The 14,518-nt window shown below is 42.2% G+C and carries 16 protein-coding genes; all 16 read left to right on the top strand.

Going from position 1 to position 14,518, the window contains the following annotated elements:
* Window positions 1-141: 141 nt before the first annotated feature.
* The 16 genes from AB4X21_RS08165 to AB4X21_RS08090 all read left to right on the top strand — a co-directional run bounded on the left by AB4X21_RS08165 (window position 142) and on the right by AB4X21_RS08090 (window position 14,446).
* Entirely contained in the window at window positions 142-1,230 is a 1,089-nt protein-coding gene (locus tag AB4X21_RS08165) for a DUF4352 domain-containing protein (RefSeq protein WP_369087789.1), read from the top strand.
* A 145-nt stretch (window positions 1,231-1,375) separates the two neighbouring features.
* The gene (locus AB4X21_RS08160; RefSeq protein ID WP_227223778.1) at window positions 1,376-2,521 is read left to right on the top strand and encodes an amidohydrolase; all 1,146 of its coding nucleotides are present in this window, start codon (window positions 1,376-1,378) and stop codon (window positions 2,519-2,521) included.
* 120 nt (window positions 2,522-2,641) lie between these two features.
* Entirely contained in the window at window positions 2,642-3,469 is an 828-nt protein-coding gene (locus AB4X21_RS08155) for an amino acid ABC transporter substrate-binding protein (protein ID WP_003018294.1), read from the top strand.
* Between the two features lie 24 nt (window positions 3,470-3,493).
* Window positions 3,494-4,354, top strand: coding sequence for a MetQ/NlpA family ABC transporter substrate-binding protein (locus AB4X21_RS08150; protein ID WP_369087788.1), 861 nt, complete (start codon window positions 3,494-3,496; stop codon window positions 4,352-4,354).
* A gap of 72 nt (window positions 4,355-4,426) precedes the next feature.
* The gene (locus tag AB4X21_RS08145) at window positions 4,427-5,800 is read left to right on the top strand and encodes a M20/M25/M40 family metallo-hydrolase (RefSeq protein WP_320911223.1); all 1,374 of its coding nucleotides are present in this window, start codon (window positions 4,427-4,429) and stop codon (window positions 5,798-5,800) included.
* Window positions 5,793-6,860: a methionine ABC transporter ATP-binding protein gene (locus AB4X21_RS08140; protein ID WP_037606946.1), complete on the top strand. Its 1,068-nt coding sequence runs from the start codon at window positions 5,793-5,795 to the stop codon at window positions 6,858-6,860. Before AB4X21_RS08145 ends, AB4X21_RS08140 begins: the two co-directional genes overlap by 8 nt.
* Complete coding sequence (locus tag AB4X21_RS08135; protein WP_003005708.1) at window positions 6,857-7,549, top strand: methionine ABC transporter permease; 693 nt, start codon at window positions 6,857-6,859, stop codon at window positions 7,547-7,549. The genes AB4X21_RS08140 and AB4X21_RS08135 overlap by 4 nt, the downstream gene beginning before the upstream one ends.
* 12 nt (window positions 7,550-7,561) lie before the next feature.
* Window positions 7,562-8,149 (top strand): MptD family putative ECF transporter S component, encoded by a 588-nt coding sequence (locus AB4X21_RS08130; protein ID WP_320911224.1) that lies wholly within the window; start codon window positions 7,562-7,564, stop codon window positions 8,147-8,149.
* Window positions 8,150-8,274: 125 nt separating this feature from the next.
* Window positions 8,275-8,469 (top strand): helix-turn-helix transcriptional regulator, encoded by a 195-nt coding sequence (locus AB4X21_RS08125; RefSeq protein ID WP_003005328.1) that lies wholly within the window; start codon window positions 8,275-8,277, stop codon window positions 8,467-8,469.
* 28 nt (window positions 8,470-8,497) lie between these two features.
* The gene (locus AB4X21_RS08120; RefSeq protein WP_320911225.1) at window positions 8,498-8,980 is read left to right on the top strand and encodes a DUF6773 family protein; all 483 of its coding nucleotides are present in this window, start codon (window positions 8,498-8,500) and stop codon (window positions 8,978-8,980) included.
* A gap of 10 nt (window positions 8,981-8,990) precedes the next feature.
* Window positions 8,991-9,482 carry a DUF6773 family protein gene (locus AB4X21_RS08115; protein ID WP_369087787.1) on the top strand — a complete coding sequence of 164 codons (492 nt, stop codon included), beginning with the start codon at window positions 8,991-8,993 and terminating at the stop codon, window positions 9,480-9,482.
* 150 nt (window positions 9,483-9,632) lie between these two features.
* Window positions 9,633-10,616, top strand: coding sequence for a rhodanese-related sulfurtransferase (locus tag AB4X21_RS08110; protein ID WP_320911227.1), 984 nt, complete (start codon window positions 9,633-9,635; stop codon window positions 10,614-10,616).
* Window positions 10,617-10,715: 99 nt separating this feature from the next.
* Window positions 10,716-11,621 carry a DUF4299 family protein gene (locus tag AB4X21_RS08105; RefSeq protein WP_155126563.1) on the top strand — a complete coding sequence of 302 codons (906 nt, stop codon included), beginning with the start codon at window positions 10,716-10,718 and terminating at the stop codon, window positions 11,619-11,621.
* 157 nt (window positions 11,622-11,778) lie between these two features.
* Window positions 11,779-12,552 carry a nucleoside phosphorylase gene (locus AB4X21_RS08100; protein ID WP_369087786.1) on the top strand — a complete coding sequence of 258 codons (774 nt, stop codon included), beginning with the start codon at window positions 11,779-11,781 and terminating at the stop codon, window positions 12,550-12,552.
* Window positions 12,553-12,707: 155 nt separating this feature from the next.
* Window positions 12,708-13,460, top strand: a complete 753-nt coding sequence (locus AB4X21_RS08095; RefSeq protein WP_369087785.1) for an SDR family oxidoreductase — start codon at window positions 12,708-12,710, stop codon at window positions 13,458-13,460.
* A gap of 83 nt (window positions 13,461-13,543) precedes the next feature.
* The gene (locus AB4X21_RS08090) at window positions 13,544-14,446 is read left to right on the top strand and encodes a carbohydrate kinase family protein (protein ID WP_155126569.1); all 903 of its coding nucleotides are present in this window, start codon (window positions 13,544-13,546) and stop codon (window positions 14,444-14,446) included.
* The last annotated feature ends 72 nt before the right edge of the window (window positions 14,447-14,518 follow it).

The following is a 14,518-nucleotide window of genomic DNA, read 5'->3' as shown; positions in this document are numbered from 1 at the left end:
ATTTTTCAGTTAAAAGGTTGAGACGAAAGTCTTGGCCTTTTTGTAATCCTCGCCTTTTGAGGGAAGAGTTATCACTATATAGCGTATACATAGCTAGAAAAAGATGTTAAAATAGAACAAAACTTTTTTAAGGAGATGAGGATGAAAAAGATTTTTAAATGGACCCTGTTTGCTGTGGCGACCTTGAGTTTAGTGGCTTGTGGTACTGGTGCTCAACAGACCAATTCGCGACAAGCAAAGACAGAAAAAGCGACGAAAAGCTCGGCATCTGACGGTCAAGTCGAGGTGAGTTTAAAAGGAGGACAATACATCAAACCACCTGTCCTCAATGACTCAGAAGACGGAACCTATTTAGCCCTTCAATTAGAATTTAAAAATGTTGCCAAAGAATCTATCAACGTGTCAGATTCAGATATCACCATTTACGATGCAGATAATAACAAGGTCAAATTGCAGTCAGGAATTTATGACCAAACGGAAGCCTTCCAATTGCTCAAGAGTGATCAGTTGGCCCAGGATAAAAAATTAACCGGCTATATCGTTTTCCCAGTCGAAAAAGGCAAAAAATACGAAGTGCAGTATGAACGAAAAATCTATAGCTCTGATAAAAAATCCAAGCCTTTAAAATTTGTGGTGGATTCTTCTCAATATGAGGACAAGGTGGAAGCTTCTACCCTTTTTGCAGATGAATACATCAATCAAGTTTACTTCAGTGGCCAACGAAAGGTCAAAAAGGATGACGCTTTTGTTTTGGGAACTGATTTGAAAAAGGAAGCCAGTGATTTCCGTGCGAAATTTGCGGCTGATTTTACTCGTCAATTGCATGATTACCAATTCCCTGAAGAAGAAGTGACCCAGTTTATCGATGCTTATGAAAAGGAAAATGCTAAGCGCGCGAAATTAACCTATAAGGTCAAACAATACTTCCCAGACAAGGTAGTCATTAGCTTGAATCCTGAGACAGTCAGCATGGAAAAGACGATCTTAAACCACATGCAGACCTTCTATCAAGAACATCGAAAAGACTATCCAGGTATTATCGAAGCGAATCAGGCTCAAAACAAAGCCTATAGAAAGGAAATGATGGCTTCTCTTGCAGATCGTCCCTTGACGACGCCGGATCGGTACGACTACCAGTTGACCTTTGTTAAGAAAGATGGCAAATGGGAAGTAGAAAAAGCCGATAATAGTGATAGCTTTATGGAAAAATTCGAGGGAAATCTTTCTTAATGCGGAAGTTGGCACTCCTAGGACATGAATCTAGGAGTGTTTTTATCTATAGCTTGAAACTATATCAAAACCCAAGAAACAAGAATTAGACGGATACACCTATTAGTGATAAAATAATCTTAAGTTTGAAAGGAGATGAAGGCTTGTGGCTTTTTCTTATGAAGAGTTAGCAGAGATTCGCCACTATATCCACCAACACCCAGAACTGTCTGGTCAAGAATACCAGACAACCGCCTTTCTAAAAGAGCGTTTAGAAGAGTTGGGGATTCGTATTTTAGAGAGTGGATTAAAAACTGGTCTGATTGCAGAAATTGGGTCTGGCCAACCAGTGGTGGCACTTCGAGCAGATATCGATGCCCTTCCAATTTTGGAACAAACAAATCTGCCCTACCAAAGTCAGAATCCAGGAGTCATGCATGCTTGTGGTCATGATTTTCATCAAACCAGTCTTCTGGGAGCGGCAGCTCTTCTCAAGGAAAAAGAAGACCAGCTTGAAGGAACCGTACGCTTGATCTTTCAGCCAGCAGAAGAAATCTCAGAAGGTGCCTCTGATGTTTTGGCAACAGGACTGTTGGAGGATGTTCAAGGAATTATTGGTTTTCACAACATTCCCCAGCTAAAAGCAGGGCAACTTGCCTTGAATGCTGGAGCTATGATGGCAGGGGTTGAGAAATTCAAGGTTACCGTCACAGGGGTCAGTAGCCATGCTGCAAGACCAGACTTGGGAGTTGACACTGTAACGGCCGTCACAACCATGGTTCAGAATGTACAATTATTAATTTCACGGACCGTTTCTCCCTTTGAAACAGCTGTTTTGTCCATTACGCACCTGGATGTGGGATCAACCTGGAATGTCCTCCCTAAATCAGGCTATTTTGAAGGAACCATTCGCTCCTTTAATCCGAGTGTGCAAAGAGACTTGAAGGCACATTTTATTTCCATCATTCGACACATTGCAGAAAGTTTGGAAGTAGATGTAGCTTTTGAGTGGGGTGTGACCCCTCCCGTTACCTTTAATGATGAAGAATTGACGCAAGTAGTTTGGGAAGCTTCACAAGGATTGGCTGAAGTGATTCCAGCAAATCCTTCTACAGCTGGAGAAGATTTCGCCTTTTACCAAGAGCGAATTCCTGGAGTCTTTGCCTTTATCGGTTCGAATGGAGAGCCGGATGCGCCAGACCTCCATCATGATCACATGACCATCGATGATGCAGCCTTTGAGGTATCGGTTCCCTATTATGTTGAAAATGCGCAAGCTTTATTGCGGTATTTTAAAGCCAAAGAAGTGTGATAAAGAAAAACTATCACCTCCATAAAAAATATATATTAGGCAACCAAATGCTTTTTTGATAAAATAAAAAAATACTTTTAAAATAGCGTTTTATGTGCCTGAAACGAATAAGGAGATCCTATGAATCTAAAAAAAGTGATTAAGTATTCTGCTTTAGGATTAGTTGCAGTCCTTGCAACCAGTGCTTTAGTAGCATGTTCATCTGGCAAATCAGCCAGTGGTAAGAAAACCATTGAAGTTGGGACTGTTGGAACAACCAAACCATTCTCTTACGAGGAAAAAGACGGTAAGCTAACTGGTTATGAAATCGAAGTTTTGCGTGAAATCTTCAAAGGTTCAGACAAATATGAAGTAAACTTTAACAAAACAGAGTGGTCTTCCGTCTTTGCTGGCTTAGATAGTGACCGTTTCCAAATCGGTGCCAACAACATTAGCTACTCAAAAGAGCGGGAAGAAAAATACCTCTATCCAAATCCATATGCTCGCAATCCATTAGTATTGGTCGTACCAAAAGATTCTTCTATTAAATCTTTGGATGATTTGGGTGGTAAGAAAACAGAAGTTGTTCAAGGAACATCTACTGCTAAACAATTAGAAGATTACAATAAAAAACATTCAGATAATCCAACTAACTTGCAATACACAGATGGAACCATTCAAACCATCATGGCTAATCTAGCGGATGGTCGTACAGATTACAAGATCTTTGAACGGATCTCAGTGGATACCATCATTCGTGATCAAGGCTATGACAACTTGAAGGTTATCGAGCTTCCAAGCGACCAACAGCCTTATGTGTATCCAATTATTGCAAAAGAAGATAAAGACCTTCAAAAATTTGTCAACAAACGTATCAAGGAACTCTACGACAATGGAACCCTTGAAAAACTGTCTAAAAAATACTTTGGTGGTGTTTATCTACCAGAAGCAAAAGATATTAAAGAATAATATTTAATTAAAGGAGACTTCAAAATGAAATTGAAAAAAATTCTTGGTTTAACAGCTCTTGCACTATCGCAACATTTGCTCTTGCGATGTGGTTCTTCAAAATCATCTAGCAAAGATGGTGAAACAACTGTAAAAGTGGGTGTTATGACTTTGAGCGACACTGAAAAAGCTCGTTGGGATCAAGTTCAAAAGAACTTGGATGACGCGAAAACAGGAATCAAATTGGAATTCACTCAATTTACAGACTACTCACAACCAAACGTGGCTGTAAAAGATGGTAGCGTGGATATCAATGCTTTCCAACACTACAACTTCCTTGATAACTGGAACTCTAAAAACGACAAGGCCCTTGTTGCAGTAGCAGATACCTACATCGCTCCAATCCGTCTTTACTCTGGTACAGAAAACGATAAAAACAAATACACTTCAATTAAAGAAATTCCTAAAGGTGGAACAATCGCTGTACCAAATGACCCAACAAATGAAAGCCGTGCCTTGTATGTCTTGCAATCAGCAGGTTTGATTAAATTGGATACCAAAGATGGTCAATTGGCAAACGTGTCAAATATCAAAGAAAATCCAAAAGATTTGAAGATTTCTGAATTGGATGCTTCACAAACACCATCTGCTCTTCCATCAGTAGATGCTGCAGTCATCAACAATACCTTCGTTCGTGAAGCAGGCGTTGATTTCAAAAAAGCTATCTATGTTGAAAAGAAAGACAACAACTCAAAACAATGGTACAACGTGATCGCTGCTAAGAAAGATTGGGAAAAATCTGATAAAGCAAAAGCAATCAAAGAAATCATCAAAGCCTATCATAAAGACAATGTGAAGAAAGTGATCGAAGAATCTTCAGAAGGAATGGACCAACCAGTCTTCTAAGATTCGATCTCAAGTGTATGAAGGAGGTGGAGAAGCAATTCTCTACCTCTTATCGTGTATTAGGAGGAATGCATGCCTTTTGCAACAGAAGCGGAACAAATCCGTAAATTTGAAAATGATGAGGTCGCACAACATTATTTTGAAGTGTTGCGAACCTTGATTTCAAAAAAATCCATCTTTGCCCAACAAGTTGGTCTCAAGGAAGTAGCCAACTATTTGGGGGAAATTTTTACAGCTGCAGGAGCCAAAGTCGAAGTTGATGATAGCTATACAGCACCTTTTGTGATTGCCAAGTTTTTCTCGCCAAATCCTGAAGCTAAAACCATCATTTTTTATAACCACTATGATACGGTACCAGCTGATGGAGACCAACCTTGGACGGGAGACCCTTTTACCTTATCAGTTCATTATGGGACCATGTACGGTCGAGGGGTTGATGATGACAAGGGGCATATCACGGCTCGTCTCACAGCTCTTCGTAAATACATTCGTGAAAGTGGCGATTTGCCAGTCAATATCACTTTTATCATCGAAGGGGCAGAGGAGTCTGCATCGACTGACTTGGATAAATACTTGGCCAAACACAAGAAACACTTGCGTGGGGCAGACCTCTTAGTCTGGGAACAAGGTACCCGAAATAATCAGGGTCAGTTGGAAATTTCCGGTGGTAGCAAGGGGATCGTCACCTTTGATATGGTGGTGAAGAGTGCAGAAGTGGATATTCATTCCAGCTATGGCGGTGTGGTGGACTCTGCTTCTTGGTATTTGTTAAATGCCATCGCCAGTCTTCGTGACAAAGAAGGCCAAATCTTGGTGGATGGGATTTATGATCAGATCCAAGAACCCAATGAACGCGAGCTAGCTTTGATCGAGCAATATGCCAACAAAGGACCAGAAGATGTAGCGGAAACCTATGGTCTAACCCTCCCAATTTTGAAGGAAGACCGAAAAGAATTCCTGCGCCGTTTCTATTTTGAACCAGCCCTGAATATTGAAGGTTTTGGCACTGGTTACCAAGGACAAGGTGTTAAAACGATTCTTCCGGCAGAGGCACGTGCCAAGATGGAGGTTCGTTTGGTTCCAGGTCTAGATCCCAAAGATGTCTTAGAAAAGATCCAGCAACAATTGAAGAAGAACGGTTATGATCAGGTCGAATTGGTCTATACTCTCGGTGAAAAAAGTTACCGAAGTGATATGAGTGCCCCATCTATTTTAAATGTCATTCGGTTGGCCAAAGATTTCTATAGAGAAGGAGTCTCGGTTCTTCCAACAACAGCGGGGACAGGGCCAATGAATACGGTCTTTGAGGCTTTGCAGGTACCGATGGCAGCCTTTGGAATTGGCAATGCCAATAGCCGTGATCATGGGGGCGACGAAAATGTGAAAATCGCCGATTATTACACCCATATTGAATTGATAAAGGAGTTAATAGCAAGTTATGAGTAAAGCAATGATTCAGCTGGACCACATTGATGTGACCTTCCAGCAAAAGAAACGTCAGATCCAAGCCGTCAAAGATGTGACCATTCATATTAATGAAGGTGATATCTATGGGATTGTAGGGTATTCTGGAGCCGGGAAATCGACCTTGGTTCGGGTGATCAATCTCTTGCAAGTGCCTAGCGCCGGAACCATTACTGTGGATGGAGATGTGATTTATCAAGATCAGGTGACCCTAAAACCGGCTGCCCTTCGGGAGAAACGTCGGGATATCGGAATGATTTTCCAACACTTTAATTTGATGGCTCAAATGACTGTCGCAGAAAATGTAGCCTTTGCTCTTAAACATTCTAAATTAAACAAAGAACAAAAGAATGAGAAAGTAGCGAAATTGTTGGAATTGGTTGGTCTATCTGACCGTGCAGAAAATTACCCTGCACAATTGTCTGGTGGTCAAAAGCAACGGGTAGCGATTGCGCGTGCCCTTGCCAACGATCCAAAAATTTTGATCTCAGATGAGTCAACTTCAGCCTTGGATCCAAAGACGACCAAACAAATTCTAGCTTTGTTGCAAGAATTGAACAAAAAACTTGGTTTAACCATTGTCTTGATCACGCATGAGATGCAAATTGTCAAAGATATTGCCAACCGGGTAGCTGTCATGCAAAATGGCGAACTGATTGAAGAAGGGTCTGTTTTAGATATCTTCTCGAATCCGAAAAATGCTTTGACGCAAGACTTTATTTCTGTTGCAACAGGAATCGATGAAGCCATGGTGAAAATCAACCAACAGGCTATTGTGAAGAATTTGCCAGATGATTCGATTTTAGCGCATCTCAAATATGCGGGTTCTGTGACAGATACAGCCATCATCAATGATATTTACAAACAGTACCAAGTTTCTGCCAACATTTTATTTGGGAACATCGAAATCCTTGATAACACGCCTGTTGGAGAATTGGTGGTCATCTTATCAGGTGAAAATCAAAATCTGGAAACGGCCAAAGCTGAGTTAGAAAATGCAGGAGTTTCCGTGACTATTGTAAAAGATGGGAGAAAAGCATGATCCAGTTAATTCAAACATATTTACCAAATGTCTATAAATTAGGGTGGTCTGGCCAGTATGGATGGGGAACCGCTATTTACTTGACTCTTTATATGACCGTTATTTCCTTCATTATTGGTGGATTTTTAGGTTTGGTGACAGGGCTTTTATTAGTCTTGACCCGTCCAGGTGGTGTCATCGAAAATAGAATTGTCTTCCATATTTTGGATAAGATTACTTCCTTGTTCCGCGCCATTCCTTTCATTATCTTGTTGGCCTTTATTAATCCTTTGACCTACTTGCTCTTGAAAAATACCATCGGTCCTACAGCAGCCCTTGTTCCGCTATCTTTGGCTGTCTTTCCATTCTTTGCCCGCCAAGTCCAAGTAGTCTTGTCCGAGTTGGATGGAGGCGTGATTGAAGCAGCACAAGCCAGTGGGGCAACCTTCTGGGATATTGTTGGAGTCTACCTACGTGAAGGGCTTCCTGATTTGATCCGTGTGACAACAGTGACCATCATTTCCTTGATTGGAGAAACCGCCATGGCGGGTGCCGTTGGAGCTGGAGGATTAGGAACCTTGGCCATCAACTACGGGAAAAACATGTTTAACAATGATGTCATCTTTGTGGCGACCCTATTGATCCTGATTCTGATCGTTCTGGTCCAATTTATCGGGGACTTCCTTTCGAAGAAAATTAGCCATCGTTAGGATCAGTATCCAATGAATAGAATAAATGTGAATCAAATAAAACAAGTTGGAGCCTTCGTCTTCCTCTATTTTCTTGCGATTGGACTGGGGGTCTTAGTTGGAAATCTGGTCGATCATCAAGGAAATATGTTTTATGCTCCTGCCTTTTCAGCCTTGTTTGGCGGGACTATCTACCGCTATTATCTAGAAAAAATAAAAGGAGTTGGATCTATCTTTATAGTTGGCTGCGTGATCGGATCCTTCTTCCTCTTTTCGCGTCACGGGGCAGGAGCCTTTTTTCCATCCTTGATCGCCGGAAGTTTTGCGGAAATGGTCGCCTCAAGTGGTCGTTTTCGCTCGAATTTACGAAATGCTTTGTCTTTTGTCATTTTTGCCTTTGCGACGACAGGGCCCATTCTTATGATGTGGTTCTATCCAGCCAGTTACCGCATGTCTTTACTGGATCGTGGCAAATCGATAGACTATGTCAATCGGGTGATGGTATCACCAGATCTAGCGACCATCACTTGGTTTATCTTCACGGTCTTACTAGGTGCTGGTATAGGATGGGGATTATCTAACATCCTACAGCCATTACTAATAAAAAGAAGAGGAAACTAAGAAAACCTGGGAAACCAGGCTTTTTTTGTTTTGTAAAAAATATTTTTTACAAAATGCAAGATATATATTGCAAAATAGAAAATATAGTGTATAATAGAGCTATAAAAACAAGAAAGGAAAATCATGTGGCGAAAAATCTCAAATTAAAAATGGCCCGGGTCGAGCATGATATGACCCAGGGGGATCTTGCAGATGCCATTGGAGTGACGCGCCAGACCATCGGTCTGATTGAGGCGGGAAAGTATAACCCAACCCTCAGTCTCTGCCTTGCCATCTGTAAGACCTTGGATAAGACGCTAGATCAACTGTTCTGGGAGTAACAGTTTTAATAATAGAAAGAGGAAACATATGAAACAAAAGAAAGAACCAATTGTAAAAGATGAACGGACCATGCTACTTGATGGAAAAATTGCAGGAGAACTTGTCCTTGGGACGACCTTTTTTATAGCCGTATCCGCCTTTGTGAAAGCAAGTATCCTGGACTTAGACCTAGTAGCCTATCTACCTGAGATGTTCCTTCTGGTTGCCATGGGGACTTATGCTCTGCTAAGAAGAATCAGTTCAGGGATTGATATCCGAGATATGTTAGAGAAAGATAGCTGGTTGAGTCGCCTTGGGTCAGGCCTATTCTTTGCTGTGCTTGTGACAGCTATGGATGTGATTGGAAAGCGAGAAGCAACGAGCTTTATACTCAGTCCCAAGTATCTGGTCAAAATTTTATTAGAAATTCTCGTCTTTGCGATCCTGACAGACCTGCTTGAAAAACCACTTGCTTTTATCAATCGGAAAAAACAAGAGAAGATAGAGGCAGAGTTAGAGGATGAAGAATAAGGAGAAAGCAATGAGATTACAATTGCTGAACAAACAAATCATAGATGAACGAGAAGATGGCTTAGCTCATAAGGCTGGTGCTGAAACAGCTGGTTTTCTTTTCCTTGCCTTAACTGTTTTTAGTGTAGGATCCATTTTTACATCTAAGGTAGGGCTCAGTCCAATCATGGTGGTAGCCTTACTCATCGTCTCAGGATTGTATTATTCGGTTCGTTGTCAACGATTGGGTGTGAAATTTATCAGTTATAGTTATCTAAATGTGACGGGAATTGTAGCAGTAACCTCTATTCTCTCCTTGTTCATCTGGGCTCAAAATTTTCAATTAAACCAAGCTGTTTATCAGTCCAATCCTTTTCATTCAAAATTCTTACTAGTACTTCCTATTACCTTCTTACTGAATCTTCCAATTGTATGGGGAGTGAATACCCTTGTGATGCTTCTTGCAAAAGTTGAGAAAAAACGCTATGAAGCCTATCTGGATCAGATGGAAAAGGAAGAGTAGGAAGTTGGAACCCTGGTTTCGTCGTATAAAAGTCTGGGAAACCAGGCTTTTATTTTTCAGTCAAATAAATTGCATTCGTTTTCTTGGGAGAGTATACTGGTATAGTTGAATGAAAAATTCTGATAATTTAATCTTAGAAAAGAGAATGACATGGCAAAACCTATTCGTGTATTACTTTACTATAAATATGTTCCCATCGAAAACGCAGAACAATTTGTGGCTGATCACTTGGCCTTCTGTAAATCAATCGGCCTTAAAGGTCGTATCCTAGTCGCTGACGAAGGGATCAACGGAACTGTTTCTGGTGACTACGAAACAACGCAAAAATACATGGACTACGTTCACAGCCTTCCAGGGATGGAAGACCTCTGGTTCAAGATCGATGAGGAAGAAGAGCAAGCTTTCAAGAAGATGTTTGTACGTTATAAGAAAGAGATTGTCCACCTTGGTTTAGAAGATGATAATTTCGATAATGACATCAATCCTCTTGAAACAACAGGTGCTTACTTGTCACCAAAAGAGTTTAAAGAAGCTCTTCTCGACGAAGATACAGTCGTCCTTGATACTCGGAATGACTACGAGTACGATCTTGGTCACTTCCGTGGAGCTATTCGTCCAGACATCCGCAACTTCCGTGAATTGCCACAATGGGTCCGTGATAACAAGGAAAAATTCATGGACAAGCGTGTTGTCGTCTACTGTACTGGTGGAGTCCGTTGTGAGAAATTCTCAGGTTGGATGGTGCGTGAAGGTTACAAAGATGTTGGCCAATTGCATGGCGGAATTGCAACCTACGGGAAAGACCCAGAAGTTCAAGGCGAACTGTGGGATGGGAAGATGTACGTCTTTGACGAGCGGATTGCAGTCGACGTCAACCATGTCGATCCAAGCGTTGTCGGAAAAGACTGGTTTGATGGAACGCCATGTGAACGCTATGTCAACTGTGGAAATCCTTTCTGTAACCGTCGCATCTTGACCTCAGAAGAAAACGAAGACAAGTATCTTCGCGGATGTTCGCATGAGTGCCGGGTTCATCCTCGCAATCGTTATGTTGAAGAACACAACTTGTCACAAGCAGAAGTTCGTGAGCGTTTAGCGGTTATCGGTGAGACGCTTGATGGAGCACCTGCATAATGGAAACAAACAGTCTGAAAGCTCAGGCTGTTTTTATATGGAAATTGATTGAAAATTGTGCTATACTTTAGGTAAGCGATTTCACAAAGGAGAAAACAAATGAGTATCGTGTTTTCAATCAAAAATAAAAAGAGCTTATTTGGCTATCAGAAAGTACTCGCAGCACAGGAAGTTCTTAAATTAGTGGAGGGGTTAACAACCTACAACTATGATCCTGCCACCCTTCATCGTCCCTTAAATGATTTTGAAGGCTTGAACTGTATCGTATTTGGCAAGAGCGGTCTTCCTCTGCAGTTACGCTATTTTGATGAGGAAGAGTCTTATCAGATTCAGGTGCCCTCTTTTGCGATAGAAGAAGATTGGCAGTTGGCCCTTCGATGGATCAGTCGCCTAGGAGAAGTATTAGGAACGGAGATTGTGGCTAGTGACGGCATGAGCTATACTCCAGATTCTATTTTCCATTTTGATTATGAAGTCGTTATCCTAGAAACGCTGGGTAATGTGACGAAAGAAAAAGATATAAAAGAGTTTGAAGTACAAGGCTTCGCTCATCCAGTCTATTTGGATCGGGATACAGTACAGGAAGTATTGAACCATGTCCATCCACTAGAAGCCTACTCTGCCTTTATCAAGAAGATTCAATATAGTGCAGCTTATTTCAGTCAAGTCCGTTTTTATCAACAGGAGGAGACAGGAGCCTTCTTAGCCAGCTTTAGCTTGACAGAAGATACGGATACGGTCTTGCCAAGCGTGCCACATGTTCCTGCAGAATATGTAGAAATTGTGGGCTTAGCGGGTATCATTGATTGGCGAGTTCTATTGGTTGCGATCGATGGAGATCCGGATAAGCCAGAAAATTACCATCCAATCGGTTCTCTTGCACTGAAGAATCTATTAGCAGCGCTAGAGCCAGATGAATTCCAGCTGCTAGATGCTAGTCAAATTGAAATCAAAAAATTGTCCAAAGAACGGTTGCTAGAATTAGCGCAATTGGAAAACAAGTAAAAAATATCGCAGTGAACTGTCCCTCAGACATTTGATCCGAAAAATCTAACGTCTGGGAGCAGTTCTTTTTTATACTCCTTCCTTTGATCAAAAACCAATGACTAGGCTAATTATGGTATAATAGGGGCCTAGAAGTAGAATGAAAGAGGTGCACGAAATGCTGTTAGAAGAATTTGATGCCAATCGACAGGCGATTATCAATCCACAAGACTTACACCAACCAATTGAAGGATTTCCCAAAGTAGTCATCTCTTGCTTTTCAAGAGTAACTTTTGCGCGCCTCCTTGAGAATTATGACCATGAGGTCATTGCAAGAACCTCCATGGCTAATTTTGAAGTCTTGGTCTATGGGATCACTATCGGAGACCAACAGATTGGTGCCTTTAATGCACCAGTTGGGGCTGCTTCTTGTGTGGGGATTATAGAGGACCTGATTCAATTTGGGATGGAAAAACTCGTTCTTTTTGGGACTTGTGGGGTTTTAGATCGAGATATCGAAGCAACATCCATCATCATTCCAACAGCTGCTCTTCGCGACGAGGGGACCAGTTACCACTATCTTCCAGCTAGTGATGAAGTGGAAGTAAGCAAGAAAACCCTTCCTCTCTTCCAAGCCTTTCTGGACAGCCACAAGGTTTCCTATCAGTCAGGAAAAGTGTGGACGACAGATGCACCCTACCGGGAAACCATCGACAAGATGAAGCGACGAAAGGAAGCGGGAGCCATCTGTGTGGATATGGAATGTTCGGCAGTGGCGGCCTTAGCGACTTATAGGGGCTTTGAGCTCTGCCATTTCTTCTACGCAGCAGACCACCTCTCGGAAGAAAAATGGGATATCCGAACCTTATCTAGTCATGAGGATTTAGATAGCAAGGATCGAATCGCGGAGTTAGCCATCCAATTTGCGCTCTTTTGGGAAAAGGCAAACTAAATGAAAGAAGCAATGATTGAACTGAAGGATTTTTCCTTCCAATACAAAAAGTAATTTTGCAAGATAGGATTGTTTCATCCAGATTCTAAGTCGAGACAGAACCTGATGGTTCTTTCTCAATCAGGGACGTTTTTACAATCCATGGAGGTAATGACATGTCAGAAACGATTTTAGTAACAGGAGCTTCAGCTGGCTTTGGTCAAGCGATTTGCCGTCGCTTAGTAGCAGATGGATACCGTGTGATCGGGTCAGCTAGACGCATCGATAAATTACAGACCCTTCAAGAAGAGTTGGGAGAAGCCTTTTATCCCCTGCAAATGGATGTGACGGATCTTTCTCAGGTAGATCGCGAACTTGCCAGTTTGCCCAAAGCTTGGGAGAGAGTGGATGTTTTGGTCAATAATGCTGGCTTGGCTCTAGGCCTCGCCCCAGCTTATGAAGCAGAGGTCGCAGACTGGCTGACCATGATTCAGACCAATATTGTCGGTTTGACCTATCTGACAAGGAAAATCTTGCCCCAGATGGTGGAACGAAATGATGGCTATATTATCAATTTGGGCTCTACAGCAGGAACTGTGCCTTATCCAGGGGCCAATGTTTACGGGGCATCCAAGGCTTTTGTCAAGCAATTCTCCCTCAATCTTCGGGCGGATCTAGCTGGCAAGAAGATTCGTGTCAGCAATATTGAACCCGGTCTTTGCGAAGGAACGGAGTTCTCTTCTGTTCGCTTTAAAGGAGACGAAAAACGGGTAGAGGCCCTCTATCGAGATGCCCATGCCATTCAGCCTGAAGACATTGCCAACACTGTAGCTTGGTTGATCCAACAGCCCAAGCATGTCAATGTCAATCGGATTGAAATCATGCCGGTTTCCCAAACCTTTGGCCCACAACCCGTTTATCGTGATTAAAAAGAGAAGCAACCAAACCACAAGGGGTTGGTTGTTTTTTATGTTTCCTCTGGTATAATAGAAGGCAAAGTAAGGAAAAAAAGATGACAGCTGCGTTAGTTATTGGTTCTACAGTTTGTGATGTGATGATTTACTTGGATCGTTTGCCAAGTCGTGAAGGAGATGCCCATATTGATCACCAGCAATGGTCTGTGGGAGGTTGTGCCTTTAATGTCGTTAATATCCTTCATTTTTTGTCGCAACCCTACCAGTTTGTCTCGCCAGTCGGTTCGGGAATATATGGTGATTTTATTCGGAGAGAGCTGAAACAATTAGGGATTTCCTCTAGCATCTCATTAGAAGGGGCCAATGGTTGCTGTTACTGCTTTGTAGAGTCTGATGGTGAGAGGACCTTCTTATCGGACCACGGAGTGGAGTATAGCTTTCAAGCAGAGTGGCTAAAAGAGATCGAGACAGATCGGTTTGATTACATCTACTTGTGTGGCCTTGAAGTCGAGGAGCCAACCGGTCTTGCATTGGTCCAGTCTATTTCGCAACTAGAAGGCCAGGTGATTTTCGCACCTGGGCCACGCGGACTCTTGATTCCAAAGGAACGACTGGAAGCAATTTATGATCTGCATCCAATTCTCCATGTTAATGAGGCTGAAGCACTGGCTTTTTCAGGGTGCAGAGAGATCCAGCCAGCCATCGAACACTTGTACCAGAGAACGGGACAATTAGTCATTGTCACCTTGGGTGAAAACGGAGCGGTTGCCTATGATGGCAACTGGTATGAGGCAGACGGTTTTCCAACAGAAGTCGTCGATACAGTAGGCGCTGGAGATAGCCATGTAGGAGCCTTTATATCCGCTCGTCTAGAAGGCTTAGACATCGCGCAAGCCTTAAGCTTTGCCAACAAAGTCTCTAGCCAGATTGTTGCAAGTAAGGGCGTTCATCTGACAAAAGAGCAGCAAGAAGCCCTGCGAACAGAATTGAAACAAAAATAAAAAAGAGAGTGGGACAGAAATCGGTAATTCGTTAGAATTCGATTTCGTCGTCCCACCTCCGCACAGTTGAGT

This window comes from Streptococcus sp. CP1998, assembly GCF_041026655.1.
GTDB lineage: Bacteria > Bacillota > Bacilli > Lactobacillales > Streptococcaceae > Streptococcus > Streptococcus dentalis.
The sequence above is the reverse complement of the archived record's forward strand: the minus strand, read 5'-3'. Positions and strand labels throughout refer to the sequence as shown.

Coding starts and splice junctions, on each gene's coding strand:
- AB4X21_RS08110 (WP_320911227.1), top strand. CDS start 9,633: ATGGCAAAACCTATTCGTGTATTACTTTACTATAAATATGTTCCCATC.
- AB4X21_RS08140 (WP_037606946.1), top strand. CDS start 5,793: ATGAGTAAAGCAATGATTCAGCTGGACCACATTGATGTGACCTTCCAG.
- AB4X21_RS08095 (WP_369087785.1), top strand. CDS start 12,708: ATGTCAGAAACGATTTTAGTAACAGGAGCTTCAGCTGGCTTTGGTCAA.
- AB4X21_RS08130 (WP_320911224.1), top strand. CDS start 7,562: ATGAATAGAATAAATGTGAATCAAATAAAACAAGTTGGAGCCTTCGTC.
- AB4X21_RS08165 (WP_369087789.1), top strand. CDS start 142: ATGAAAAAGATTTTTAAATGGACCCTGTTTGCTGTGGCGACCTTGAGT.
- AB4X21_RS08155 (WP_003018294.1), top strand. CDS start 2,642: ATGAATCTAAAAAAAGTGATTAAGTATTCTGCTTTAGGATTAGTTGCA.
- AB4X21_RS08090 (WP_155126569.1), top strand. CDS start 13,544: ATGACAGCTGCGTTAGTTATTGGTTCTACAGTTTGTGATGTGATGATT.
- AB4X21_RS08135 (WP_003005708.1), top strand. CDS start 6,857: ATGATCCAGTTAATTCAAACATATTTACCAAATGTCTATAAATTAGGG.
- AB4X21_RS08100 (WP_369087786.1), top strand. CDS start 11,779: ATGCTGTTAGAAGAATTTGATGCCAATCGACAGGCGATTATCAATCCA.
- AB4X21_RS08105 (WP_155126563.1), top strand. CDS start 10,716: ATGAGTATCGTGTTTTCAATCAAAAATAAAAAGAGCTTATTTGGCTAT.
- AB4X21_RS08120 (WP_320911225.1), top strand. CDS start 8,498: ATGAAACAAAAGAAAGAACCAATTGTAAAAGATGAACGGACCATGCTA.
- AB4X21_RS08145 (WP_320911223.1), top strand. CDS start 4,427: ATGCCTTTTGCAACAGAAGCGGAACAAATCCGTAAATTTGAAAATGAT.
- AB4X21_RS08115 (WP_369087787.1), top strand. CDS start 8,991: ATGAGATTACAATTGCTGAACAAACAAATCATAGATGAACGAGAAGAT.
- AB4X21_RS08150 (WP_369087788.1), top strand. CDS start 3,494: ATGAAATTGAAAAAAATTCTTGGTTTAACAGCTCTTGCACTATCGCAA.